22 protein-coding genes are annotated in these 25,448 nt (G+C 63.9%); 15 read left to right on the top strand and 7 right to left on the bottom strand.

Features of this window, described 5'->3' with window-relative positions:
- Positions 1–163: 163 nt before the first annotated feature.
- From OOT43_RS09810 to OOT43_RS20450, 8 genes are all read left to right on the top strand, one after another.
- Positions 164–319: a hypothetical protein gene (locus OOT43_RS09810; RefSeq protein ID WP_266024736.1), complete on the top strand. Its 156-nt coding sequence runs from the start codon at positions 164–166 to the stop codon at positions 317–319.
- Between the two features lie 67 nt (positions 320–386).
- Positions 387–1,289 (top strand): peptidylprolyl isomerase, encoded by a 903-nt coding sequence (locus tag OOT43_RS09805; RefSeq protein ID WP_266024734.1) that lies wholly within the window; start codon positions 387–389, stop codon positions 1,287–1,289.
- A 345-nt stretch (positions 1,290–1,634) separates the two neighbouring features.
- On the top strand, positions 1,635–3,899 hold the full coding sequence (locus OOT43_RS09800; protein WP_266024733.1) for a TonB-dependent receptor: 2,265 nt from the start codon (positions 1,635–1,637) through the stop codon (positions 3,897–3,899).
- Between the two features lie 23 nt (positions 3,900–3,922).
- Positions 3,923–4,666, top strand: coding sequence for an energy transducer TonB (locus OOT43_RS09795; RefSeq protein ID WP_266024732.1), 744 nt, complete (start codon positions 3,923–3,925; stop codon positions 4,664–4,666).
- Between the two features lie 17 nt (positions 4,667–4,683).
- The gene (locus OOT43_RS09790) at positions 4,684–5,340 is read left to right on the top strand and encodes a MotA/TolQ/ExbB proton channel family protein (protein ID WP_266024731.1); all 657 of its coding nucleotides are present in this window, start codon (positions 4,684–4,686) and stop codon (positions 5,338–5,340) included.
- Between the two features lie 11 nt (positions 5,341–5,351).
- Complete coding sequence (locus tag OOT43_RS09785; protein WP_266024730.1) at positions 5,352–5,762, top strand: ExbD/TolR family protein; 411 nt, start codon at positions 5,352–5,354, stop codon at positions 5,760–5,762.
- Positions 5,763–5,833: 71 nt separating this feature from the next.
- Positions 5,834–6,028 carry a transposase gene (locus OOT43_RS20455; protein WP_317134068.1) on the top strand — a complete coding sequence of 65 codons (195 nt, stop codon included), beginning with the start codon at positions 5,834–5,836 and terminating at the stop codon, positions 6,026–6,028.
- A gap of 165 nt (positions 6,029–6,193) precedes the next feature.
- The gene (locus tag OOT43_RS20450) at positions 6,194–6,352 is read left to right on the top strand and encodes a hypothetical protein (RefSeq protein WP_317134067.1); all 159 of its coding nucleotides are present in this window, start codon (positions 6,194–6,196) and stop codon (positions 6,350–6,352) included.
- A 141-nt stretch (positions 6,353–6,493) separates the two neighbouring features.
- Here OOT43_RS20450 and OOT43_RS09775 read toward each other — a convergent pair whose 3' ends face one another.
- From OOT43_RS09775 to OOT43_RS09765, 3 genes are all read right to left on the bottom strand, one after another.
- A complete protein-coding gene (locus OOT43_RS09775) occupies positions 6,494–8,569 on the bottom strand; it encodes a hypothetical protein (RefSeq protein ID WP_266024729.1) in 2,076 nt (691 codons plus the stop codon).
- Between the two features lie 186 nt (positions 8,570–8,755).
- The gene (locus tag OOT43_RS09770; protein WP_266024728.1) at positions 8,756–9,625 is read right to left on the bottom strand and encodes a hypothetical protein; all 870 of its coding nucleotides are present in this window, start codon (positions 9,623–9,625) and stop codon (positions 8,756–8,758) included.
- Between the two features lie 64 nt (positions 9,626–9,689).
- Entirely contained in the window at positions 9,690–10,430 is a 741-nt protein-coding gene (locus tag OOT43_RS09765) for a hypothetical protein (RefSeq protein ID WP_266024727.1), read from the bottom strand.
- Positions 10,431–10,764: 334 nt separating this feature from the next.
- On the opposite strand from OOT43_RS09765, the gene OOT43_RS09760 reads away from it, so the two are divergent.
- A complete protein-coding gene (locus OOT43_RS09760; RefSeq protein ID WP_266024726.1) occupies positions 10,765–11,706 on the top strand; it encodes a sigma-54 interaction domain-containing protein in 942 nt (313 codons plus the stop codon).
- Between the two features lie 15 nt (positions 11,707–11,721).
- Here OOT43_RS09760 and OOT43_RS09755 read toward each other — a convergent pair whose 3' ends face one another.
- Positions 11,722–13,479: a bifunctional metallophosphatase/5'-nucleotidase gene (locus tag OOT43_RS09755; protein ID WP_266024725.1), complete on the bottom strand. Its 1,758-nt coding sequence runs from the start codon at positions 13,477–13,479 to the stop codon at positions 11,722–11,724.
- Between the two features lie 247 nt (positions 13,480–13,726).
- On the opposite strand from OOT43_RS09755, the gene OOT43_RS09750 reads away from it, so the two are divergent.
- The 6 genes from OOT43_RS09750 to OOT43_RS09725 all read left to right on the top strand — a co-directional run bounded on the left by OOT43_RS09750 (position 13,727) and on the right by OOT43_RS09725 (position 22,735).
- Complete coding sequence (locus OOT43_RS09750) at positions 13,727–16,822, top strand: cation-translocating P-type ATPase (protein WP_266024724.1); 3,096 nt, start codon at positions 13,727–13,729, stop codon at positions 16,820–16,822.
- Complete coding sequence (metK, locus tag OOT43_RS09745; RefSeq protein WP_266024723.1) at positions 16,819–18,012, top strand: methionine adenosyltransferase; 1,194 nt, start codon at positions 16,819–16,821, stop codon at positions 18,010–18,012. The genes OOT43_RS09750 and metK overlap by 4 nt, the downstream gene beginning before the upstream one ends.
- Positions 18,013–18,014: 2 nt before the next feature.
- Entirely contained in the window at positions 18,015–20,036 is a 2,022-nt protein-coding gene (locus tag OOT43_RS09740) for a heavy metal translocating P-type ATPase (protein ID WP_266024722.1), read from the top strand.
- Positions 20,037–20,099: 63 nt separating this feature from the next.
- Positions 20,100–21,569: a cache domain-containing protein gene (locus OOT43_RS09735; RefSeq protein WP_266024721.1), complete on the top strand. Its 1,470-nt coding sequence runs from the start codon at positions 20,100–20,102 to the stop codon at positions 21,567–21,569.
- Between the two features lie 60 nt (positions 21,570–21,629).
- The gene (locus OOT43_RS09730; protein WP_266024720.1) at positions 21,630–22,397 is read left to right on the top strand and encodes a MinD/ParA family ATP-binding protein; all 768 of its coding nucleotides are present in this window, start codon (positions 21,630–21,632) and stop codon (positions 22,395–22,397) included.
- A gap of 35 nt (positions 22,398–22,432) precedes the next feature.
- A complete protein-coding gene (locus OOT43_RS09725) occupies positions 22,433–22,735 on the top strand; it encodes a DeoR/GlpR family DNA-binding transcription regulator (protein ID WP_266024719.1) in 303 nt (100 codons plus the stop codon).
- A 31-nt stretch (positions 22,736–22,766) separates the two neighbouring features.
- On the opposite strand, the gene OOT43_RS09720 is transcribed toward OOT43_RS09725, so the two are convergent.
- The 3 genes from OOT43_RS09720 to OOT43_RS09710 are packed head-to-tail and all read right to left on the bottom strand — an operon-like array spanning position 22,767 to position 25,419.
- Complete coding sequence (locus tag OOT43_RS09720; protein WP_266024717.1) at positions 22,767–23,279, bottom strand: hypothetical protein; 513 nt, start codon at positions 23,277–23,279, stop codon at positions 22,767–22,769.
- A 48-nt stretch (positions 23,280–23,327) separates the two neighbouring features.
- Positions 23,328–24,035, bottom strand: coding sequence for a hypothetical protein (locus tag OOT43_RS09715; RefSeq protein WP_266024716.1), 708 nt, complete (start codon positions 24,033–24,035; stop codon positions 23,328–23,330).
- A gap of 37 nt (positions 24,036–24,072) precedes the next feature.
- Complete coding sequence (locus OOT43_RS09710; protein WP_266024715.1) at positions 24,073–25,419, bottom strand: hypothetical protein; 1,347 nt, start codon at positions 25,417–25,419, stop codon at positions 24,073–24,075.
- Between the last annotated feature and the right edge of the window lie 29 nt (positions 25,420–25,448).

Below are 25,448 nucleotides of genomic sequence, written 5' to 3'. Positions count from 1 at the left end.
ACGCACGGGATGCGTGAAATCACGACGCATCTGAAAGTTTGTCTTCAAATATGTCTCTGGTTTTATGTTGGTTTTCTTCTTGGCGCGAATGTTGCCGCGCCTCGTTTCGCTCGTGTTTTTTACCCGCGGCGGCGGCCGCATATAACAAGAATCCGGAGGAGCCATGAATTTTCTTTACCCAGTCCAGGAGATGCATCCGTTTTGGCGGACGTTTCTCGGTGGTTTGCTGTTTGCCCTGATTTCGGCGCTGGCGGCGGACCTGGCGTCGGCGGTGGCCAGGATCAAAATTCCGAAGTGGTCTGGGGCGCCACAAGGCTGAGGCAGGTTGGCTTCCTGGCCGGCTCATAATTCTTACCTTTCAACGGGTGTATTTTCAGGAATCAGGAATGATGCGACACACAGCGACTTTGACCGCGGCGATCTGCGCCGGTGCCGTTTTTCTCCAGGGTTGCAACCCTGCGGATAACGCCTCGAACAGCGGTTCCGGCACCTCGCCGGGAACAACCCAAGCCTCCGCGCGGCTCGATGTGAAACCGGCCGATCCGCTGGCGACGGTGAACGGCCGGCCGATTCCCCGCAGTGCGATTCCCCAGCAGCACCGGCCGGGGCCGCCGGGAGCCTCGGACAAGATGCGGGACGAGCTGGTGCAGCGCGAGTTGCTGCGGCAGGAGGCGGAGAAACAGGCTCTGCTGGCCGATCCGGCCGTCGCCGAGAAGGTCGACAATGCGCTGCGGATGGCGGTTTCCCAGGCCGCCGCGGAGTATTTCATCGAGCATCAGGCGCCGACCGACGAGGAGATCCGGCTGGCGTACGAGGAAAAATCGGCGCCGTTGAGAAAAACCGAGTTCCGGCTACGCCACATCGTTCTCGCCAGCGAGGCGGCGGCCAGGGATGCCATCGCCAGACTGCAGAAAGGCGAGAAGTTCGAGGACCTGGCGAAGAAGCTTTCCACCGACACCGCCAGCAAGGCGCAGGGTGGGGAACTGGGCTGGCAGACGCAGGACAGGCTCGCCGCTCCGGTTTCCGCCGCGCTCGCCGGGCTGAAGAACGGCGAATTGGCGTCCGTCCCGGTGCAGACCGCGGCCGGCTGGGAGGTCGTCGAGCGCGAGGATTTCCGGGAGAAACAGCCTCCCGCGTTCGAGCAGGTGAAGGACCAGATCGTTCGGGGCTTGCAGGTGAAAAAGTTCCAGCAGCACGTCGATACGTTGAAGGCAGCGGCGAAGATCGACATGCCGGCCGTGCCGTCGGCCAGCCCGCGCCCCGCCTCTCCCTCCCCGGCGAAACCGTAGCGAATTCAGCTTCGCTGCCCTTAGGGTCAGGGTGTGCTGTTTTTCGAAAGCGGAGTGTGTGAGATGGCTCAGTGTCGTGTGTTATTTCACGCACTTTCGCGGGGCCCGCGGCGAGGCAAGCCGTCGCCCGCCGTTTTGCCCAGGCCAAGCGGCAGGGTGGGGCGACGGCTGGCGGGAACGCAAGCCGCTGATTTGCTTTCGTCCTCGTCGTCCCGAAGACCGGGGTGCTCGGCGGATCGGTGACGGTACGCGGGCGAGCGCTGGTGACGCGGGGAGCCTTGGGGGATGGGTGGCGCAGAACTTGTAAAGCATTGGAGCCGATTCGTCATCAGGTCCAGGAAATACATGAATACGCATTCAGGTTCAGGTTTGCCGGCAGCCGGCGTTCGCCGTTCCCGGCATCGTCGCGATGCGTGGGTGCTGGCGCCGCTCCTGCTCGCGTTCGGCTCCGCTGCTCTTCGGGTCGGTTTGGTCGAGGCGGCGGAGGACGTCGTGGAGCTCGACAAGATCACCGTCTACGGCGAAGAGGACGAGATTTCTCCGGAAACGACGGATCTTCCCGAGGAAGAGCTGGAGGAAAAGAAGGCGCAGACCATGGACACCGCCAGCATGTTCAAGGACGTGCCGGGGGTGAGCCTGTACACCGGCGGCGGCGTCTCCAGCCTGCCGGCGATCCACGGCATGGCGGACGACCGGGTCAAGATCCTGGTCAACGGCATGAACATCACCTCCGCCTGCAGCAACCACATGAACCCGGCGCTGTCTTATGTGTCGCCGGCTTCGGTGGGCAAGGCCTCGATCATGGCCGGCGTCACGCCGGTCAGCCAGGGCGGCGACTCCATCGGCGGGACCATCTCGGTCGATCCGGCGGCGCCGGGTTTCGCCAAGGCCGGGCAGATGGCCTACACCGGCAAACTGGGCGGCATGTTCCGCAGCAACAGCGACACCTTCGGCAACAACTTCAGCGGCTCCATTTCCAGCGATGACTTCGCTTTCGACTACGGCGGGTCCTGGGCGAAGGGCAACAACTACATGGCGGGCAACGGCGGTCCGACGGTGCTGCCGACCCGGTACCTGAGCACCAACATGAACCTGCGGGCCTCGACCAAGCTCGACAATGGCTTCTTCTCGGCGGACGTGACCGGTCAGTACATCCCCTACCAGGGTTTCCCGAACCAGCGCATGGACGTGGCCGAAAACACCGGGCTGCTCGGCGGATTCAGCTACGAGAACGGGTTTGACTGGGGCAAGCTGGATGCGCGGGTCTACTACCATTCCACCTGGCATCTGATGGACATGCTGCCGGAACGCGGCGGTTTCATGCCAATGAAGGCCGACGGGTCCGACCTGGGCTACCGGGTGCGGGCGCATCTGCCGGTGGACGACGTCCATACCGTGCGGGTCGGCAGCGAATACTTCCAGCAGGGACTGCAGGACTGGTGGCCCGGCAAGCCGGTCTTTCAGCCGCAGGATTTCCTGAGCATCAACAACGGGCAGCGCGACCGCCTCGGCACTTTCGCCGAGTGGGAGGCGAACTGGAACAAGGAATGGCTGACCCAGCTCGGCGTGCGCAACGACATGGTGTGGATGAACACAGGCCGTGTCCAGGGCTACAGCGACGACCCCACTTACACTATCTGGGCTACGCCCTTCAACGCCGCCAACCGCTCGCGGGTGGACCACAACTTCGACGCCACCGCCACGACCGCCTTCACGCCGGATGCCAACAGCCGCTACGAACTGGGCCTATCGCGCAAGCAGCGCTCCCCAAACCTGTACGAGCGCTACGCCTGGTGGGGCACCAACTCGATGATCACCTGGTTCGGCGACGGCAACGGCTACTTGGGGAATCTGAACCTCAATCCCGAGGCGGCCTACACGGCGACTTTCACCGCCAACTGGCACGACGAACAGCAGCAGATCTGGAACGTGAGTCTGACGCCTTATTACACGCGGGTGAACGACTACATCTACGGCCAACAGATCACGCAGCAGGCCAACGGTTTCCACGGCATGCAGTTCGTCAACCTGGACCATGCCGATCTTTACGGAGGCGATTTTTCGGCCCGCTACGCCTTCCTGCCGGAATCGACGGCCGGCAGCTTCGCAGCCAAGGTGGTCGCGGCCTACGTGCGTGGCGTGGGCAACGACGGCCAGCGCACGATGGGCTGCCCCTACGTGGGGACCTCACTGGCGAGCTTGTGCAATAACGCTCAGCAATTCTGGCCGGTCAACGGCTATCTGGCGCCGACTTCAGTCAACCTCTATCACATGATGCCGCTGAACGCGACCGTGTCGCTGGAGCACAGTATCCCCGCCGGTTCGGCCGTGGTCGACAGCGCGATTTCGGTGAACCTGGTGGACAGCAAGACGGCAGTGGCCCAGAGCTATGCGGAGCCGACCACGCCGGGCTACGTCCTGCTCAACCTGCGTACCAGCTACCAGCGCGAGCACCTGCGGGTGGACGTGGGCGCCGACAATCTGCTGAACAAGCTTTACTACCATCCGCTGGGCGGCGTGGACATCGTCGAAAGCGATAAGGCGAAAGCCGTGGTCAGACTCCCTGCCATCGGCAGGTCGGTGTACATCTCGCTGAATGTGGAGTTCTGATTGAGGGTCTTGCTTTAGCAGCCATGGGCGCAGTTCCCCTTGCCCAGTCGGACTCGAAGAGCAGCGGAGCTGAGTCCCTGTATCGCCCCGGCAGCGCGATTCTGCTGATCGTGTGCCTGCTGCATTTCGGCGTCTGGTGGTCTTACCGGCAGTTGAAGCTGCTGGAACCGGAGATTCGGCCGTCGCAGCCCATCGAGGTGTCGCTGGAAATGATCGCCCCGGCGCCGAAGCCGGCGGAGCCTGCCGCCCAGCCTGCCCCGGCGCCGACCGCGCCGCCCAAGCCGGTCACCCCGCCCAAACCCAAGCCCGTCGCCAAGCCCAAACCGTTGACGAAAACCCTGCCCAAGCCGCTCCCGGTCCAGCCCGAGCGGACGCTAGGGGACGCCGCGCCACGGAGCGAGCCGGCCTCGCCGCCTCCCGAAACCTCGTCGGCCGCGCGCGGCGAAGGCGTGGCAAGCGGGAGCGGTACGTCCGTACCCGCATCGACTCCCGCGAATTTCAACGCCAATTATCTGCACAATCCTGTGCCCGAATACCCGGCATTCGCCAGGAAACAGCGCTGGCAGGGGAAGGTGACGATGAAGGTTCACGTCATGCCCACGGGACTTCCGGCGGAGGTCGAACTTCAAGCCGGCAGCGGCCACGATATCCTCGACGAGTCCGCGATGGAAACGGTCCGCCGCTGGCGCTTCGTCCCGGCGACCAAGGGCGGCAAGGCCGTGGCCAGCTGGGTCGTGGTGCCGCTCGAATTCTCTCTGACTCATTGACAGCACTGGCAGGAATCATGGTCACCGATACTTCCACCCTCATCATCAACGTCACCCTTTGGGTGCTGATCTCGTTTTCCGTCCTGACCTGGACCGTCATCCTGCTGAAAGGGGGGCAATATTGGCGGCATGCCGTAGGCAACCGCCTGTTCGAGGAGAAATTCTGGAGTGCGGCCACGCTCGATGAGGCGCGGCTGAGGATGGGGGAGGCCGGCATCTGTCCCTTGCACAGGCTGGCGACGGCGGGTTTCCAGGTGTTCGACAGCGGCAACGGGAACGGCGCCCCCAGCCTGAAGCACCGCGGGGATCTGGTGGCGACCCTGGAGCGGAAGCTCAAGCGGCAACTGGAGCGCGAGTCCCGCCTGTCGGATCTGGGGCTCACGGTACTGGCGAGCATCGGGTCGACGGCGCCTTTCGTGGGGCTGTTCGGGACCGTCTGGGGCATCATGCATGCCCTGCAGGACATCAGCAAAAGCGGCAAGGCCAGCCTGGAAGTGGTGGCCGGCCCGATCGGCGAGGCGCTGATCGCCACCGCCATCGGCATCGCCGTCGCGGTGCCCGCCGTGCTGGCCTACAACTTTCTGATGCGGCAATCGCGCCGCCGGCAGCAGGCGCTGGAAATCTTCGCCGAAGACTTCCTGCACCTGGTCAGCGCCGAAACCGCCAACCGCTGAAGGAGACCGCCATGGCCATGAAAACCGGGGGCGACAACGACGAAGTGATGAGCGAGATCAACGTCACTCCGCTGGTCGACGTCATGCTGGTGCTGGTGATCGTGTTCCTGGTGACGGCGCCGCTGCTGACCCAGAGCATGAACGTCAACCTGCCCAAGACCGGGGCGGTGGCCGCCTCGGACGACAACAAGTCCACCCCGATCGGCATCGACGCCCAGGGACGCATCGTGCTGGACAAGACCGAGATCGCCGACCTGGCGCAGTTGGAGGCCAAGCTCCGGGAAGCGGTGCAGCAGAATCCGGAAGGCCTGTACATCGTCCATGCCGACCAGGCGGTGTCCTATGCCGTCGTGGCCAAGGTGCTGGCCACCGCCCACAAGGCCGGAGTCAACCGGCTGTCCCTGGCGACGGTTCAGGAATAAGCGCCGCTGCAACTACTCGCCGGTCAGCAGGTAGGGTGGATAAGCGAAGCGCATCCACCAAACAAACACCGATGAGCAACTACCGAAGAGCCAAAATCACCGGAGGAAACTTCTTCTTCACGGTGGTCACGCACGACAGAACGCCGTATTTCGCCGATGAGTCTGCCATCCAAATCCTGAGGGCCGCATTTTCGAAGGTGAAAACCGGCCGCCCCTTCGAGATCGAAGCCATCGTCGTCGTGCCGGATCACCTCCATTGCATCTGACGCTTGCCGACAGGAGATGACGACTATTCAGGACGCTGGCGGGAGATCAAGAAAGCCGCATCGCGGCAGTTAGACCCGGTCACCAATCCCCGAAACGAACGCCCGGTATAGCAGCGCCGATTCTGGGAACATGTCATCCGTGACGAAGAAGATTGGCGCCGGCACATGGATTACGTCCATTACAACCCGGTCAAACATGGTCTGGTTCGACGGCCGATCGATTGGCCCTGGTCCAGTTTCAAGAAGGCGGTGGCAAAAGGCTGGTATGAACCGGCGTGGGGCAGCGACGAGCCGACACACATTGCGGGTTTGGAGTTGGAATGACGGGGACGAGGGAGCATCGCCGGATTCTATGCGTTGTTGGGATAGGGTGGATGCGCTTCGCTTATCCACCCTACGCTCCCCTTGAAATGCAAGGGTATGCCGACCGTGCCCCAACCGCACTTTCATCCTCTGGGCTAATCCTCAAGGCTGCTCCGTCACCATCAACGCCTTGGCCTGCAGCTTGAGGGCGATCGCCTTGTGCAGGCGCAGGTTCCGCATGGGGCCGAGGTCGGTGTGGAGCGCCTTTTTTTCCAGGGCCAGCGCCTCCTCCAGCCGGGCCAGGGCTTCGGGGTAGGGGAGCAGCATCCCGCCCTGGAGCACTTCGATGGCATCCTCCGTGTCGGCCATGGCGAGTTTCAGCGTTTCCTTGGCGTTCTTGCCGTGCAAATCCATGGATTTCCTGGACAGGCTGTTGGAACTGCGGATGTTTTCAATGGCGTTCAAGGTTCGCAGGAACAGCGCGATGGCGGTCACCTGCGACGATTCGAGCTTGACCCGCCGGTCTTTGCCGGACGAGGTCTTCGCGCCCGGCGAGAGGTTGAAGGAATCCCCGTTGTAGGAGGCGATCGCTTCTTCCAGCGTGTTCACGCCGTTGTTGTGGAAGAACGGTGCGGTGTCGGCGGCCTCGATCAGCGGCGGGACGTTGAAGCGGCCGGTGCCGTAACAGGTATCGTCCTGGCTGAAGCCGCAACTGACCTGCTCTTCCTTGCCGAAGCCCCCATCGACGGCCAGCTTCGGATCGAGCAGGAATGAGGGCGGGTTGCGCATGTTTTCCACCCCCGTGTTCCGGGTCGGGTTGGCCTTGGTGGTAGAGCTGTTGGCTCCGGCGTTCTGGTGGCAGCCGTTGCAGTTCGCGGTTTCTCCCAGGATCACTTCTCCGTTCCGCACGGGGTTCTCCTTGACGTCGAACAGCAGCTTGCCTTGCTGGACCAGCGGGGAATTGAAGCTGAGCCTGGAAAGGTCGATGTCTTCGCTGCGGCCCAAGGACAGCATGTAGGCTTCGAGTGCCGTCAATTCCTCGTCCGTGGGAAGCCGGAAATCGACCTGCGGAACCCGGTTGAGGGTCTTCGGCATGTGCTGGGTGATGGCGCCCAGGGCGAATTCCCGCAGCGAACCGGTGCCCGGCGAGCCGTCGCCGGACCAGCCCAGGGCATGGGCGTAGGCCTCGTCTTCGCAGAATTCGCCCTTGCCGCCGTGCTCGGCGCAGACCTCGACCTCCATGGACGTGGCAAGCCCCAGCAGATAGGGGACGCTGCGCATGACCCCCGGTTTGTCGAAGCCGTCGACGTTGGCCAGGATCAGGCCCATCTGCCGCAGCAGGGCGGGTTTCTCCAGTTCCTTGAGATCCGGGTTGTACTCGGCGACGAACAGCGGGTCGGAGGGGGGCAGCTTGGCGATGTAGCGCGGATCGATGGTGTGGTTGTTTTCCGGGCGGTGGCAGGTTGCGCAGGTGCGGCCGTTGCCGTCGAAGGTTTCCTCGACGAAGATTTGCCGGCCGCGGGCGATGAGTTGTTCCAGGCCGGCCGCGTCCGTCGCCGAAGTTTCCGCGACCGCGGCCTTCGGCAGCACGAAGGCGAACGGCAGGGCGGAGCCGGAGTCTCGACCCGGCTCCTCTCCCCTCGCCGTCAAGCTCCATGGCTGGGAGGAAAAATAGGTGCGCTGCATGAGATTCGGCGCGCCGAACAGGATGCCGCCGCGTTCCGGCGTTTCCCCGCTGCGGGCGATGATGGCCTGGTCCAGCTCGAAGCCGGCGAGCGATTCCCGTTCGAGAGTGGTGCGCAGCACCGCCAATCCGTCATCCGTCCGCGTCAGCGTGCCGAGCCCGATCAGGCGATCGCCTTCCTCGGGCTTCACCGCCCGGCTGGTGCCGCCGCGGTTGTCCGCCAGCCAGACCTCGTAATTTCCCTCCGTCGGCAAGCCGCGCGCCTTCACCTCCAGGGCGCCCGTCAGCAAGTTGAGGCGCAGTTCGCCGCGGCCCTGCGTCCTGCCGGCCGAGAGCGCGGGGGAATGGACCAGAGAAACCTTCAGTGTCTCCGCGTCGCCCCGCTGCTCGTGCCGGGTTGTCCATCGGTCCATGACGGAACGGAGGGCGGCAACGTCCCCGTTGCCGAGCATCGGAGAATCCGGCACGGGTTCGTCGAAAAAGGCGGTGTTCAGCGCCGCTGCCAGCACCAGGGCGGCGGCGAGCGAGGCAAGGTGTCGAGAGGATGAAAGCATGGCGTTGTACCGTCGGTAGCGGACAGACCGTCCGGCGGGCTCGATGCGCGCAGGCGGCCGGGAATGGCCCGGATCGGGCCGGTTGGTCCGGGTGGTGGGGTTCAGGCTTATTCCTGCCTGTCTGGAGGACGCGGCGGGCCGCATCTCAAGGCGGGATACGTCCGTGTATCCCGAAAACCTACGGTCTCAGTAGCACTGGCACTGGCCTTGATACTGCGGCAGGTTGCACAGATCCTCCGACATGCAATGGTTCATCGGCGGATGCCAGCAGGTCTTGCCGACGATGCAGCCGTTGGGATCGATCACTTGGCCGCCGCCGCCGCTACTGCTGGCCTGCTTGACGTCCACCTCGAGCTGGAAATAGACGTCGTGTTTCTGGCTGGCATCGTCGTGCTTGGCATCGCCACCCACGGCCACGGTCAGCCAGTCTTCCTTCCTGCCCTTGAGTGTCAGAGGGCCGCTGACGCTGGCCACGGTCTGCGGTCCGACCTTGTAAGCCGACATGTAGCCAGGGTTCGTTTTGCTGGTCCACGGGGTGAGCAGCCAGCCCCAGAACGGCGGGGTCGCCTGGAACTGGCTCGGATACCAGTGCATGAGCGGGCCCTGGGTCTGGTTGCCGCGCCAGACGGTGATCGCAGGGATCAGGTCGCTTTTTGCCGCATCCGCGCCGATGTAGCGCTTGGCGTTGATGGTGACGTTGAGCTTGGTCAAGCCCTGTGCCTTCAGGCCACTGAGATCGATGAGGAACCACTGCGAATGCATGGCCCAGCCGTAGCAGGTGCCGTCGATCGCCCCGGGCGGCGGGCCAACGTTAGGGTCGCACCAGGCCATGGACTTGGTGGTCGGGATGCTCGCGGGCGAGCCGCCGTCGCCAGGGGTGCTGATGGTCTGGCCGGAATAAACCGAGAGCGCGGGTGAGCCTTTCTTGGTGTCACTTTTCTGAAAGACGAACTTTGCGGCGTAGGTGATGCCTTCGGCGGGGACGATATCGACGGCTCCCGCCGGGGTCGCGGCGTAGACGAGCCCCAGGGCCAGGGCGGTGAAAATTCTTTTCATCGTGAATCCTAAACGGGTCGGACTTGAAAGGTATCGAACGGCCGGGTTCGCGGCGCGAGCGGTGTTACTGCGCCGGCTGCTTCTGTTTTACGTCGACGGTCAGCTGGTAATTGACGCTATGTTTGGTGTTGGGATCCTTGGCGTCGCCACCCACTGCGACCGTCAGGTAGTCCTGGGTAGCACCCTTGAGCTTGAATTTCCCCATGACTGAAGCGAGGTCTTGCGAGGTCGTTGCGTAGGCGCTGTCGTAGCTGAACAGATCGCCCTTGATGAAGGTGTCGCGCTGCAGCAGCCAGCCCCAGAATTCCGGCATCCCCTGGAGTTCGCTCGGATACCAATGCATGTGCGGTCCCAGCGTCTGGTTGCCGCGGTAGACCGTTAGGGCCGGGATGATGTCGTTGTTTGCCGGATCGCTGCCCGCATAGCGTGCAACGCTGACGGTGACCCACACGGCGCCCAGGCCTTGGCCCTTGAGTTTGCTCAGGTCGATCAGATACCAGTTGGCGTTCATGCCCCAGCCGTAGCAGCCGTTGGTTTCGTAGCCGGCGGGCGTCACGGCCGGATCGCAGTATGCCATCGACTTGGTTTGCGGAATCATCGTCGCGTTGCCGTCGTCATTCGGCGTGTTGAAGGTCTGCCCGGAATGAAGGGAGGCGGCGGCCGCGCCGGTCTTGGTGTCCTTTTTGTCGAAAACCAGCTTGGCGGCGTATTGGATGCCATAGCTCGGGTAGATGTCGCCGGCCAGGGCATTGCCGGCGATGCCGGCGGCGACCGTCATCGAAGTCAGCAGCTTGCGGTAGGTCATCGTGTCCTCATGACGAGAGTGATCGGGAAAATATTATCCAGTTCTGACGTACGCAATATGCAGGCCAAGGGCCGGGTGTCGGAATTCCGGACTTCTGCGGGCAGGGCTGCTTAATCCTGTGTGAAATAACTCAATCAGTGCGGCGAATCACTCAGTTCAGTCCGGGCACCGGAGGGCACGACCGCCGGGCCGGGGCGGAGGGGGCGAGACTACGAGACATCGAAGACGGAAGCACGGATTTCCCCTTATGGCACAACTGATGCTTCGGAGTGCGCGGCGCGCGCGGTCGAGACGGGCTTGATCGCTGGCGGGAAAAGAAAAAGGAAAAGTGTCCATGTTCGAAGTGCTCATCGGCCAGTCCCCCGGTTTCGAGGCGCTCGTCCGTAGCGCCCGGCTGGTGGCGGCGACCGACGTGACCGTCCTCATCGTGGGCGAAACCGGTACTGGCAAGGAGCTCTTGGCCCAGGCGCTGCAAAGCCAAAGCCTGCGCGCCGAAAGACCATTCGTTACGCTCAACTGCGCCGCGATTCCGGCATCGGTCGCCGAGTCGGAGCTGTTCGGCCATCGCCGCGGGGCTTTCACGGGTGCGGTGTCGGATTTCCCCGGCCGGCTCGAGACCGCGGACGGCGGTACCCTGTTCCTGGACGAGATCAATTCGCTGCCTCTGCCGGTGCAGGCCAAGCTCCTGAGGTTCCTGGATTCCGGGGAAATCCAGCCGGTCGGCGCGCGTGCGCCGCAGCGGGTGGACGTCCGCATCATCGCGGCGACCAATGCGAACCTGGCGGGCAAGATCGAGGCCGGCGACTTCCGCCGCGACCTCTACTATCGGCTGAGCGTGGTTCCGCTCGAAATCCCTCCCTTGCGCGAGCGCGGTGGCGATGTCGGACTGCTTCTGCACCACTTCATGTGCCATTTCGCGCAGACCTATGCTATCCCCCCGGCGGTGTTCGGTCGGGAGGCGGTGCGGCGTCTGAACGGTTACCCCTGGCCGGGAAACATCCGGGAGTTGCGGAATTTCTGCGAACGCCTGGCCATCCTGATGCCCGGACGGGTGATCGAAGAGCGGGACCTCCCGGAAGAAGCCCTCCGCTCCGTGCCGCGGGCCATGCCCTTGTTCATGCTTCCGGACGAAGGATTCGAGCTGGAGCGGATGGAGATCGATTTCATCCGTCAGGCGCTGCAGCGGACCAGCGGCAACCGGACCCGCGCCGCCAAGCTGCTCGGCCTCACCCGCGACCAGCTCAACTACCGTATTCAGAAATACGGCATAGAATGATTCGCGGCCGCCAGCTCAGGGAAGGCGCGTGATCCGGCGGGGCGCTCCCGGCGTCAGCGGCGAGTGCCGGACGAAATAGCGCTCCAGTGCCGACAGCTCCGGCACGGCGGCCATGCGTTTCGTGCCCTCGGTGAACAGCGTGAAGCCGTCGCCGCCGTCGGCCAGGAAATTGTTGGTGGCGATCCGGTAGGTCGTTCCGGCGGCGACCGGTTTGCCGCCGAGCCTGATGGAGGCCGGATCGACCTTGTCGCAGGCTTTCCCGCCGGCGTTCCACGCATATTCGAAGCCGGCGGAGACCTGCAGAATCCGGTTGGCCGGCTGGCCGTTCGGGCAGCCCGGAAACTGCTGCTCCAGGAGCTGCTCGATCTGAGCGCCCGTCAGAGTCATCGTGACCAGCGTTCCACCGAACGGCTGGACGTCGAATGCCTCGCGGTAGCTTACCCGTCCTTTCCTCGCGGGGGCATAGGAGAAATCCGCCCGCATGCCGCCGCTGTTCATGAAGGCGATGGCGGCGGCACCGTGTTTGCGGCTGCGCGTCGCTTCCAACTGGGCGTCGGCGATGAGGTCCCCCAGGGTGGACTCGCCGGCATCGTTGGGCGTCCGGCTGAAGGTCGCGGTGATGCGGCCGACGATCCGCTCCTCGATCGGGCGGGAAAGCCGGCCGTAATCCTCGACCAGCCGGGCGAGCAGCGGCTCCGGTTGGACGTCGCGGCTCACCACCAGATTGCGTGCCGCCGCCGAAGTGACCTCGCCGGTGTTCGCATCCAGCACCAGGTCGATGTCGCTGACCAGGCGGCCGTAGTCGTGGGCGCTGGTGACGAGCACCGGTTCGCCGGCGGCGTTGGGCAGGCGGCAGGCGTAGGTCTCATGGGTATGGCCACTGACGACCAGGTCGACTTCCGGATCGAGCCGGTGCACGATGTCAAGGATCGGTCCGGAGATGCCGCTGCAGCCGTCCGGGCCGCCGCCGGGATGTCCGCCTTCATGGATCAGCACGATGATGGCTTCGATCCCCTGGGAGCGCAGGACGGGAACCAGGGCATTGACGGTTTCCGCTTCGTCGCGAAATTCGAGGTCCTTGACGCCGCTCGGCTTGACCAGGTTTGGCGTGGCTTTCAGGGTCAGGCCGATGAAGCCGATTTTCCGGCCGTGGAACTGCTTGATGCCGTACGCCGGGAACAGCGTTCCGCCGCTCTTTCGGTCGAAGACGTTGGCGGCCAGGAAGCGGAACTCGGCACCCTTGAAAGTCTGGCCGACTTTCGAGCGGATCATCGGGCTGAGTTCCTGTTCCCGGCAGGACCGGTCCGCCCGTTCCAGTTCGGGATGGCACCCGCCGCGCTGCATGCGCAGAAGCTCGTCGCGGCCTTCGTCGAATTCGTGGTTTCCCACCGCGTTGAAGTCCAGGCCGAGCAGATTCATCGCCTCGATAGTGGGCTCGTCCTGGAAGTTGGCGGAAACCAGCGGGCTGGCGCCGATCAGATCGCCGGCGGAAACCAGGACGTGGTCCGGATTGGCGGCCCTGAGTTTGCGGATGTACCCCGCGAGATGAGCGACACCGCCGGCGGCCACGGTGGTATTGTTCAGCACCAGGTTTCCGGGCGGCCGCAGATTGCCGTGGAAGTCGTTGATCGCGATGACCTTGACTGCAATGGTTTGTTCGCCGCCTGATGCAACCGCGGGACCAGGCGCCGCGTTGAGACGGGCGGCATGAATGACGGAGAGGCCGGACAGGGCGGAGGCTGCCAATGTCCGTACGATGATGTGGGAATTCACGGCATGCTCCGGGCGGCGAAACCTTGTGGAACGGCATTGTGCTTTGGCAAAGTATGTCCGGGCAATGGACGCTTCCGCTTTGCCGGTCGCGATCGCCGGCGATTCACGAAAGTGTAATGAGCCCCCTTTAATCTTCCGAGCAGATGGATGCTTCCGGATGACTCCCTCCTTCCGCTAGTCGAACAATCTGCTTCCCCCGGCCAGCATTAGCGATGACCGCCAGGACTTTGGTGTGGAAATGAACACAATGGAAAAGAACCTCTATGCGGCCGATACGATCGTGAGCTCCCTGCCTTCCGGCGGGACCCGGGTCAGCGTGCTGCGGATGCCCGCTCCCGGCCGGCTGCGCGTCAAGGTGGCGGGCCTGTACCGCTGCGACGACCTGCAGCGGGCGCTCGAAGCCTTGCCGGCCGAAGCGCAGGCGCTGCGTATGGTGAGCGCCAATCCGGTCACCGGCAATGCCCTGATCGTCTTCGATCCGCAATGCCCGTTGGCCGCAGTGCTTTCGGAACTGGAGCGATGCGCCTTGATTCATGGGGCGCCTTTTCCCGTTCCCGCTTCCAGGCCGGTATCGAGCCGTGGCGCGGCGGAACCTAAACGTGGGCGGGGCAAGCGCCCCGGGGCCGCCCCGCGTCCGCAGCTTTCCCCCGTCGTCGCGGACACCGCGAGAGCCAAGGAGAGCTGGCACACCCTGGACCCCGAAGACGTGCTGTCCCGCCTCTCGGCGAACCGGGACGGCCTGAGCTCCACCGTCGCCGTGGACAGGCTGGCGCAGCACGGGCACAACGTGCTGACCGAGATCAAGCAGCGTTCGTCGGTGGCGATGTTCCTGGAACAGTTCGCCAGTCCTCCGGTGGCCCTGCTGGGGCTTTCGGCGGCCGTCTCCATTGCTACCGGCGGCATGGCCGACGCCGTGGTGATCGTTGGCGTGGTATTGATCAATGCCGTGATCGGCTATGTCACCGAAGCTCAGGCGCAGAAGACGATCGACGCCCTCGGCAAGATCGGACCGACCCAGGCCCTCGTCATGCGCGACGGCGTCAAGCTTTCGGTCGCCCTGGAAGACGTGGTGCCGGGCGATATCCTGGTGCTCTCTCCGGGCTCCTACATCGCGGCGGACGCGCGCCTGCTGAGCAGCAACCAGCTCACCGTCGACGAATCGGCGCTGACCGGCGAGAGTCTGCCGGTGAGCAAACGCCACGCCTTCGTCGGCACCAAGGACACGCCCCTGGGCGACCGCAAGAACATGCTGCACATGGGCACCATCGTGACCGGCGGCAGCGGCCAGGCGATCGTGGTGGCAACCGGCCGCCACACCGAGATCGGTCTGATCCAGTCCCTGGTCGGCGAGGTGAAAACGCCGGAAACACCCTTGCAGCGCCAGCTCGACGAAATGGGCAAGCAGCTGGCGCTGGCCTCCAGCGGCATCTGCGTGTTCGTGTTCGGGCTGGGCGTGCTGCGGGGAGCGCCCGCCCTGCAGATGCTGAAGACCGCGATTTCGCTGGCGGTGGCCGCCGTGCCCGAGGGCTTGCCCACGGTGGCGACCTCCACGTTGGCGCTCGGCATCCGGGAGATGAAGAAGCGCCACGTACTGATCCGCCAGTTGCCTTCCGTGGAGAGCTTGGGCTCGGTACAGACGCTGTGTCTGGACAAGACCGGCACGCTGACCGAGAACTGCATGCGGGTCGTCAGCCTCAAGACACTGGCGCAGGACATCACCCTGTCCGCTTCGGGCGAATTCCGGTCTAACGGGCAGACGGTCCAGCCGGCCGAGGCGGAAGATTTACGGCGCCTGATGCAGGTCGTGGCCCTGTGCAGCGAGGTGCAGCTGAACGGCGATGGCGGCCGGCCGGGTCTGGACGGCTCGCCGACCGAAATGGCGCTGGTGGAAATGGCGATGCATGCCGGCGAGGACGTCGCGGTGCTGCGTCAAAGCCTGCCGCTGGTCAAGACCGTGCATCGGGCCGAGGGGCGGCCGTACATGCTGACCGTCCACGACACCGGCGGCGAGGAACATCTTATCGCCATCAAGGGCAGCCCCACTCATGTCTTGGCGCTGTGCGACCGGCGCATGGAAGGAAGCGAACTGGTGGTCCTGGACGAGGACCAGCGGGCGGCCATCGTGGAGCAGAACGAACTCATGGCCGGGCAGGCGCTCCGGGTGCTGGGCATGGCCTACGGGTACTCCAAGGACACCTCGACTGCGGCGATTTCCGACAAGCTCATCTGGCTGGGTGTGGTGGGCATGGAGGACACCATGCGGCCGGGCATGGCCGAACTGATGGCCCAGTTCCACGATGCCGGCATCGATACCGTGATGATCACCGGTGATCAGAGCGCCACCGCCTTCGCCTTCGGCTCGCGGCTCAATCTCAACGATAAGAAGCCGCTGGAAATCGTCGATTCGACCAACCTGGACGAACTCGATCCGGATGTGCTGAAGGGCATCGTGCGCGACACCACGGTGTTCGCGCGGGTGGCGCCGGCGCAGAAGCTGCGCATCGTCCAGGCCTTGCAGGCCAACGGGCGGGTGGTCGCCATGACCGGCGACGGCATCAATGACGGCCCGGCGCTGAAGGCGTCGGACGTCGGCGTCGCGCTCGGCAACGGCAGCGACGTGGCGCGCTCCGTGGCCGACGTGGTGCTGGAGGATGACAACCTGCACACCATGATCACGGCGGTGCAGCAGGGCCGGACGATCTACCGCAACATCCGCAAGAGCCTGGCGTATCTGCTGAGCGGCAATCTCGCCGAGATCGAGATCATGCTGATCGCGACCGCGATCGGAGCAGGTGAAGCGCTGAATCCGATGCAGCTCTTGTGGATCAATCTCGTCACCGACATCCTGCCGGCCGTCGGCCTGTCCCTGGAGCCGCCGGAAAGCGACGTGCTCAAGGAGAAGCCGCGCGATCCGAAGGAAAAGATCTTCCGGCGCGAAGACCTGCTCCGGCTGCTCCGCCAGTCCCTGGTGGTCTCGGCCGGTACCCTCGGCGTCTACGGCTACAGCCTGGCGCGCTACGGGTTGGGGCCTGCGTCCTCCACCAACGCATTCATGACGCTGACCGTAGGCCAGATGTTCCACGCGATCAGTTGCCGTTCCGAGCGGACGACGGTGCTGGATGCGCGGGCCGGCAACCCGGTGCTGGTGTCCGGCGTCGCCGCGACCGTGGCGCTGCAGGCCTTCGCGGCGGTGTTCCCGCCGTTGCGGGGCTTGCTGCGGTTGACGCCGATCAGCCCGGCGGACTGGGCGGTGATCGCAGCCGGCTCGGTACTCCCGTTCGTGGCCAATGAAGCCATCAAACTGCTCCCTTCCAAGGAACCCGAAAGCGAGAACCGTGCATGAAAAAGACATTCCTGTTCACTTCCGAGGCCGTGACCGAAGGTCATCCCGATTGCGTGTGCGACATCATCAGCGATGCGGTGGTCGACCGGTTCCTGCAGCAGGACCCTTACGCCCGGGTGGTGACCGAGTGCGCCTTGTCGAAGAGCGTCATTTTTCTGGCGGCGCGCTTCGCTTCGACCGCGGTGGTGGACATCCCCGAGCTGGCACGGCGCACCATCGAGGACATCGGCTACCATCCGGAAGAATTCTCCGCGCCCGAGTCCACCGTGGTGACCAGCTTCATCGTGCAGTCGCTGGAAGGCCGTGCCGAGCGCGACGAAGCGGAAATGACCGACAAGGAGCTGGATAAGCTCACGGTCAAGAACCAGGTGACCCAGTTCGGCTTCGCCTGCAGCCAGACGCCCGAGCTGCTGCCGCTGCCCATCGTGCTGGCCCGCCGTCTGGCCCGGCAGTTGACCGGGGCGCGGCGTCGCGGTGAGGTACCCTATCTTTCCCCGGATTGCACGACCCAGGTCGGTGTCGAATTCGACAAGGGCAAGCCGGCGCGCATCCACAGCATCGCCCTGATCGCCGGCACCCACGGCGTGCCGGACCTGAGTCTGGAGGAACTGCGCGGCGACCTCGACAAATGGGTAATTGCGCCGGCGTTCGAAGGCGAGGCGGTGCGGCCCGACAAGAAGACCGAAATCTTCGTCAACCCGCGCGGCATGCTGCACCGCAGCGGACCCGCGGCGCATTCCGGAATGACCGGACGCAAGAGCGCGAGCGACACCTACGGTGGCTATGCCCGCCATGCCGGGTCGGCCCTGAGCGGCAAGGGGCCGTTGCGGATCGACCGGGTGGCCGCCTACGCCGCCCGCCATGCGGCGAAAAACGTGGTCGCGGCGGGGCTGGCCGAGGAGTGCGAGGTCCAGCTCAGCTATACCATCGGCCAGGCCCGCCCGGTCAGTGTGCAGGTGTCGACTTTCGGGACCGGCAGCATCGGCGAGGACATCATCAAGCAGAGGCTGGAGAAGCGTTTCGATTTCCGGCTCGGCGCCATCGTCCGTGACTTCAATCTGCGGCGGCTGCCCGCCGAGTACCGGGGCAGCTTCTACCGCATGTTGCCGGGCTACGGCCATTTCGGGGCGTCGTTCACGGCGCTGCCCTGGGAGCGGACGGACAAGGCGGATCTGCTGGCAGGCGACTGAGCGTGCTTCCTCGGCGCCAGGGCAGGACGTCCGCTGCTTGGGGCGGGACGGCGACGGCACAGCACAGGATCGACTATGGCGAACGGTTCAAATATCCCGCCCTGGCGCTCGGCGCTTCGGTGGTCGCCGCGCCTCTGGAATTGCCGTTCGCACCTGCCGTCGTCGGTATCGTCCTCGCGCGCGCCGCTTTTCCGTTGTGGAGGCGCACGCTCGCCAACCTGAAGAAGACCGGACGTCCCAACGCCGACCTTCTCGATTCGCTCTGGGTCCTGGTTCACGGCGCGACGGGCGAAATGTTCGCACCCGCCCTGGCCATCTGCCTCACCGAGACCGCCCGCGTGCTCAGGGATCTGACTGCCATTGCCGGCGAGCGGCGCAAGCCCGACATGGTTCCCAACCGGCAGTACTGGATCGAGCGCAAGGGCAGAAGGCGGCTGGTCCTGGCGAAGGACCTGCTCAGGGACGATCACGTCTTCCTGGGACCCGGCGACCGGGTGCCGGGCGATGGTGTCGTGGTGGGCGGTGACGGGCTGATCGACGAGCACGATCTGCTGGGAGGGGCCAAGCTGGTGCCGCGCACGGTCCTCGATGAAGTCTATGCGGCGTCTCTCCTGACCCAGGGGCGCCTGGTGGTGGAGATGCGCGGGCTGGGGGCGGAAACGCGGATGGCGCAGATGGCGGAAACGGTCAAGGAGCGGCCCTGGAAGGAAACCCGGATCAGCAACTACATGGAAGAGATCGGCAACCAGGCGGTGATGCCGGCGATCGGGGCCAGCGCGCTGGTATTCGCAGTCACCGCCAGCCTCCCCAGGGCCGTCGCGCCGCTGCAGTTGGATTTCGCCCAGGGCATCGGCGTCAGCGCGCCGGTCCCGGTGCTGGCTTCGCTCCATCATGCCGCGCAGAACCGGATTCTCGTCCGCAGTGGACATGCGCTGGAGCAGTTGGCGAAGGTGGACGCCGTGGTGTTCGACAAGACAGGAACACTGACCGAGCGTGGTGTGGAGGTCGGTTCGGTGGAGACCTCACTGTCTTCGGCGTCCGAAGACGAACTGCTGTACTGGGCGGGATCGGCGAACCGCTACGTGCTGCGGCCGTTCAGCGCCGCCCTGGTCGCGTATGCCGAAGCCAGAGGCGTGGCGCTGACGGTCAGCGACCCGCTGGATTACTCCGATTCCGGCGTCGTGTCCTACGTGGATGGGCGCGAAATCATCGTCGGGACGTTCCAGTTTCTGGAGTCGCACGGCATTCCGGTGGACGCCGAGTATCACCGCCGGCACGACGGCGTCATCCTCAACCGCTCGATCCGCTACGTCGTCCGCGACCGCGAGGTCCTGGGCGCGATTTTCTTCAGCAACGCCCTTCGGCGGGAAAGCGCGGTCACCATCGAGACTTTGAGGCGGATGGGTATTACGTGTTACCTGCTGACGGGGGACACCAGCAAGTCCGCGAACGCGGTGGCATACAAGCTCGGCATCAAGCCGGGCTGCACTTTCGCGGAAGCGTCTCCCGAGCACAAGGTGGAAGTGCTGCGCAGATTGCGCCGGAAGCACAACGCGGTTGCCTATGTGGGCGACGGTATCAACGACGCACCCGCCATGAGCCACGCCGACGTAGCGGTCTCCTTCCAGCAGGCGACCGATCTCGCCCGGGAAACTGCGGATGTGGTGCTGCTCGACGACGGCCTCCAGGGGCTGTGCTATGGCATCGAGACCGCCCGCGAGGCGATGCGGCTGGTGCATCAGAACGTCGCGGCGGTCACGGCCGCGAACATCGCCGTAGTGGCCGGCGGGGTTTTCTTCAACCTGGGGACGGTGAGCGCGGTCGTCGTCAACAACGGGGCGGCGCTTCTGGCTTGCCTCAACGGCATGCGGCCGCTTTATTCGGGCGAGCGCAGGGATCCGGAGATAGAGCGGACCACGCTTCGGGACGATGAAGGCCTGCTGGGTATCCCCTGGCGCAAGCGCGGCCGCGCCGGCGTCGATGACATTCTCGGCGGCCATTCGGGACACGCCGAGCCGGCCTAGCCGCCGGCGGCAGGCAAGGGCACAATGTCCCGCCAGCCGTCGGTGGCTGCAGGAAGAGCGTGAATGATATCGATCAGGGTCGTATTCCCCTTTATTTTTGCTCTGCAGATATTCGTCGCCGTGGGACTGACGGGGGCCATCGCTTACGTCAGCCACATGAGGGAGGCGCAGGACACCGCCAAGGAAATCCTCGAATTGATCGGGAATACGATCGACGACCAGCTCTACCGTTTTCTGTCCCAGCCCATTGATCTGACCCAGGTTTACGCGGATGGCCTCAGAAGCCAGCCGGATCTTCGGCTCGACGATCTGCTGGAGCCCAGGCTGGTGAAGAGGCTCTCGAACGGCGTCTGGACCCAGGCCCAGATGACGCGCTGGGCGAATCTCAGTATCGCCAATCCCGCCGGGCAGAACCTCAGGTTCGATCGCAGGGAGTACGGCAAGAAAGTGGTCAAGGTGTCCGACATCCGGCGGGGCGGCACGGTCGAATGGCGTTTGCTGGAGAATTACGGGAAGGGTGGTACGCCGCTGGAGGTACAGGAGGCTGCCTACGATCCCCGTACCGAGGCGTACTACCAGGAAGCGCTGGCCAAGGGCGGCCTGGTGATCTCGCCGATCCACTTCAGCCCGGTTCTGCAGGGATCGGCGCCGGTCGTGACGGTGGCCGAGCCGGTCTATGCGGCGGACGGCAGGCCCAGGGCGGTGGTCTCGTCCGACATCTATCTGGCCGGCATCAGCCGTTATCTGCAGAACCTCCATCTGCCGAATTCCTCCATTGCTTTTCTCTTCGACGCAGAAGGCCACCTGATCGCAGCTTCGCGCGGCTCGTCCTCGGGCCCGACGCCAGGGCGGCTGCTGCTTGCGGCCGAAAGCACGGATCCGGCCATTCGCAGCACGGCCGGATACATCGGCGACCGCTATGGCTTTCTCGATGTTCCAGACGCCGAGTCATTCAAATTCGTGCGCGGCGAGCAGCACAATTATGTGTATACCGACCATCTCCTGACGGACCGGCAGTTCGCCGGCCTGGGCCTGGACTGGCGACTGGCGGTGGTGATCGCCGAAGGCGACTTGATCGAAAATCTCATCACCGGCATCCACTCGGCCGCCTGGCTGTCGCTGGGCCTGCTGGTGCTGGCCATAGCCGTGGGCCTGCGGACCGGAGCCTGGATGATCCGTCCCATCCTCACCTTGGGTAAGGTGGCGGCCGCCCTGGAAAAAGACGAACTCGACGCACGGCACCTCGACATCCGTCAGCTCGAGCGCGACACCTGCCGGCGCAACGAATTCGGCGAACTGGCCCGCATCTTCCTGCGCATGGTCCAGGAAGTGCGGGCTCGTCACGATTTGCTCGAGGCCCAGTTGGAGCAGCTTCGGGTCAACATCGACGAGACCGACACGCAGGCCAAGATCAGGCAGATCGCCGACAGCGAATTCTTTGCCGATCTGAAAGCCAAGGCCAGGCGCATCCGGGACGAGCGGAAGCGCGCCGCGGAACCTTCGGCGCGGGCTTTCGCCGAGCATGAACCTTGACATTTGACGGTGGCGGCAACGGGCCGCCGCAAACAGTTTGTACCTTCGAGGACTCGAGTCGTGGGAAAAATCATATCCGTACATTCCTTTCGCGGCGGCACCGGCAAGTCCAACGTGACGGCGAACCTCGCCGCCCTGCTGGCCCGCCGCGGCAAACGGGTCGGCATCGTCGACACGGACATCCAGTCACCGGGCATCCATGTCCTGTTCAACCTCTCGCCGGAGCGGTTCCGCTACGCGCTGAACGACTACCTGTGGGGAAAATGCCGGATCGAAGACGCCGCCTATGACGTCAGCGGTGTGCTGGAAGGACATCGGCTGAAGGATGCCGGTTCCCTGCACCTGATACCGGGCAGCATGCGCACAGGGGAGATCACCCGGATCCTGCGCGACGGCTACGACGTCGGCCTCCTCAACAGCGGATTCCAGGAGCTGATGGAGCGGCTGGAACTCACCCATCTGCTGATCGACACCCATCCCGGCGTCAACGAGGAAACCCTGCTGTCGATCGCCATTTCCGACATCCTGCTGCTGATCCTGCGTCCCGACCAGCAGGACTACCAGGGCACGGCGATCACGGTCGAACTGGCGCGCCAGCTCGAGGTGGAGCAGATGTTCATGCTGGTCAACAAGGCGATCAATCCACAGGATTTCGGCGCGTTGAAGCAGCGGGTCGAGTCGACTTACCATGTGCCCGTGCTCGGGGTCCTGCCCCTCTCGGGCGACGTCGCCATTCTGGGCAGCGGTGGCATCTTCGCCCTGGCGAATCCCGAACACCCCGTGACTTCCGTGTTGGAGGCGGCGGCGCAGCAGATCGACGCCGCCTGATCAGCCGCTGCCGGTTTCGCAGAGAGGTATCCGAGATGGTGTCGGAGGGTCCTTCATCCGCCGGTTTCAGGGCCAGCGACCTGCTCGCGCTGTCGCCCCCCGAGCGCCGCCTTCTCCAATGGCTGATGCGCCGCGGCTCGGGTTCCGTCCGCGAAGCCGCCGAGCGGTTCGAAGTGCCGGAGGAGGAGGCGGGAAGCCAACTGGATGCGCTGGAGAAGCAGGGTTTCGTCGTTGCGGAGGTCGCCGCCGGGCCGAAGTCGTACCGGCCGAAATTCGGCCGTTCGCGCACGGGCCGGAAGCCGCCATCCGGCATTTGGGGAAAACTCGAAGGTTCGTGAGGTCTCAGGATGCGGTGGCTTTTCCCCAAGCCTATTTTGTGTCGAGATATTTGATTACCAGGACTCTCGAGTCCTTGTACTCGAGGGGGACCGACGTCGATTCGATATTCTCGCTGTAGATGGTGGCCTCCTCGCCGGGAGCTGCACCGCTGAGCGATGCTCCCTGGGCGTGTTTGCATTTTTCGGTGGCTTCCACCGACGTGTCGCACCCCATCCCCATTTTGTAGACCGGCTTGCTGTCGGCGATGATGACGATGGCGGCATTCCCGCCGGCTTTTTTCGTGGCCTGGGCTACGTCGCTGAGATAGGTTTGGGTTCGCCAGGGGATGTTCCGGCGGACATCGTGGATCATCCCCAATATCTTGTATTTCCTGCCGGGTACACCCGTCGTCCATATGTCGATGCCATCGATATTTTCGGCGTGGCTTGCGGGCTTTTCTTCGCTGACTTTTTCCAGTTCTTCAGCCGGCACCGTCGTCGTGAAGGTATCCCTCGCACAAGCGGATAAACCGAGCAGGAAAAAGAGAATTTGTAGCGGTTTCATGGCGGGCCTGTATGGGTTCATGTTCTGATGGGGGCGACGAGCCCGATATCAGTGTGGATTGATCACGGTAATGTCGTCGACTTCCTTGAAGCGAGCCATGACGGTTTCTCCGGGCTTGTATTCGCCCAGGTTGCGGGCTTCCTCGGCCATATGTACGCTGAATACCCTGCCTTCGAGGCTCTTGAGGGTTATCGTGCGCGACCCCGGGTCAAAAGACACCACGCGAGCCGGGATTTCGATGGTTTCGCTCCAGGAAAGTTCGTTATGTTTGCCGCTGGCGTGCACATCCCGGTCATAGTAGGCGTTGTATCCCTCCCGTTCCTTGGTGCTTCCCGCAATATGTTCCATGACGATCATTCCGCTTTCCGGATGGAAATGGTTTCTCACGATTTCCACCGTCTCGGCGAGCTCGAATCTGGCGAGGTCGCCGACATGCAGATCGCCGAGATTGCCGGCCTGGGCCGCAACCTTGACGGTGGCCCGCTTCCCGTCGGCGAGGAGGAAGGTGACCCTGCGGCTGCTGTGGTGAATCGCCTTGACCGTTCCCTCGAAGGCGCTCATCTGGGTCTGGACCGGCTGAGTGGCCGTTGTCTCGGGGCCGGCGGGATGCGCCCCGGCGGTGCCGTTGCCGGTCTGCGCTTCGGCGGGCAGAGGCGCCGGGCGTGCGTCCGGGGCCGCTTTTCGTGGGGACTCGGCACAGCCGGCGAGGGCCACGCTGCCGATCAGAAGAATGGTTCGGAGAATGTGGTGTTTCACAACAAAGGCCCTGAAAGAAAGGTCGCGACCATATTGGCTAGAACTGGTATTGGACCTGAAAGCGCTCATAGTAGAAATCGCCATCCTTGATATTGCCTGCCATCCAGCCGAATCGATTTCGGATGGACAGGCCGTCGAAGTTCGATGATTTGGGGAAACTGTAGGTTAGGTCGATATTGGTTTCGTACGGATTGGAGGTATAGGCGCTGGTGGGCGTGATGTGATAGCTGCCGTAAGACACCAGTGCCTTGACCTGTTTATCCATGAAGTACGAGGTCGCCGCGACCCTGAATGCGCTGCCCGGCGACTGCTTTTCGATCATGCCGCCGATCATCTGCGTCGTGTAAAGCGGATCGGTCGAGTAGCCGGTGCTGTAGGGCGAGAGCAGGTCGCCGTTGGCGAAGGCGCCGTTTTGCTTGGTGATGCCGTTGTATGCGGCGGTCAGGCGTACATAGGGGGTGTCGATGCCCGCTATGACGCCGTAGGCCTGAGTGTTTCCGGCCGCGCCTTTCCCCACCTGCTCCAGCAGATTGTCGCCGTCGCTCCACTGGCCTCCGAATTGGAATCCGATGAGGGGGTCGAAGCCGGTGCCGGTTTTATGGATATAGTTGCTGTCAAACCATAAAAGCTGGGAGAAATTATAGAATTTGTTGTACCACAATTGTGCGGTCAAAGGATTGCCGGGCGTGCCGCCGTATTTCAGCGCGAACGCCAGAGCGCCCGGTGCGCTTTTGTTGGCCAACTCCGAAACCGGGCTGCCTCCGGCGTGGTCGGGAAAATAAAGGTTGGTCGTGTTGAACGTTCCTTCCGCCCGGCCGTTGAACTCGAACAGCCGGAGCCCGACGAATGTCAAATCCTTCAGCGGGGCGTAATCGGCGAACGGGGTGAGTTCTCCATAGACAGCGCGGTATCCGGACGGTTTCATGCGCGAATCGGACGGGCTTATCCAGGGAGTGTCGAGAATCTGGTCCGGGCCGCGGACGGTAAAGTATTTGTGCTTGTATTGGACGAAGGCTTCGGTCAGCACATAGACGGTGTTGCCCGGCAGGGTGGTGTCGACCTGGCTGGTATTTACGGGGTTGAGTCCTAGGCTGTTGGCCGCCCCCAGGGTCAGGCCGGCCTGAACGTTGTAGACCGGTGCGGTCAGGAGGCCGGCATAGCCACCCAGGGAAAACGAGTGCTGGTCCACGACCTCGTCGTGCGAATAGTCCCGGGCGAAAAAATAGCTGCGGAGATTGCCGTGGAAGCGGGTCTGCGCCAGGAAGTCCTCGAAACTTTCGTAGGGATTTTCCGGGTCCGCGTGCGCTTGTCCCGCGGACATGAGGATTCCAAGTCCCATGCCGGCGGCCAGGCGGCGGGACTTGTGAATTTTGAGTCTTGCCATAGAGAATGCGATTCCGGGAGGAAATACCT

The organism is Methylococcus mesophilus (assembly GCF_026247885.1).
In the GTDB taxonomy this organism is placed as follows: Bacteria; Pseudomonadota; Gammaproteobacteria; order Methylococcales; family Methylococcaceae; genus Methylococcus; species Methylococcus mesophilus.
The sequence above is the reverse complement of the archived record's forward strand: the minus strand, read 5'-3'. Positions and strand labels throughout refer to the sequence as shown.